The sequence below is a fragment of the Cupriavidus sp. SIMBA_020 genome (assembly GCF_046535395.1).
Taxonomy (GTDB): domain Bacteria; phylum Pseudomonadota; class Gammaproteobacteria; order Burkholderiales; family Burkholderiaceae; genus Cupriavidus; species Cupriavidus campinensis.
Window position 1 is genome coordinate 1 of sequence record NZ_JAWRWU010000702.1, and the last position, 268, is coordinate 268.

At 64.9% G+C, this 268-nt stretch carries 1 protein-coding gene; it reads left to right on the top strand.

The features are described 5' to 3' along the window. A partial coding sequence (locus tag SB751_RS31135; RefSeq protein ID WP_410749158.1) for a DUF2844 domain-containing protein occupies window positions 1–268 on the top strand: 268 nt, incomplete at both ends.

The following is a 268-nucleotide window of genomic DNA, read 5'->3' on the forward strand; positions in this document are numbered from 1 at the left end:
GGTCAGCAGCGTAGGCGGCGACCAGGTTCGAATGCGTGCCACCGCACACAGCGTCGCTTCGCGGATCGCATACACCGTGCATTTGATTACGCTGCCGTCCGGCACCGTGGTGCGCGAGTATGTCGCGGGGAACGGAATCGTATTCGGCGTCGCCTGGGAAGGACCGACCTTGCCTGATCTGAAGGCCACGCTGGGTGAAGCTTTCGATCGATACGTCGCCGCCACCGCGATGCGCCGGACAACCCCGCTCGCCGTCTCGACCGATGCC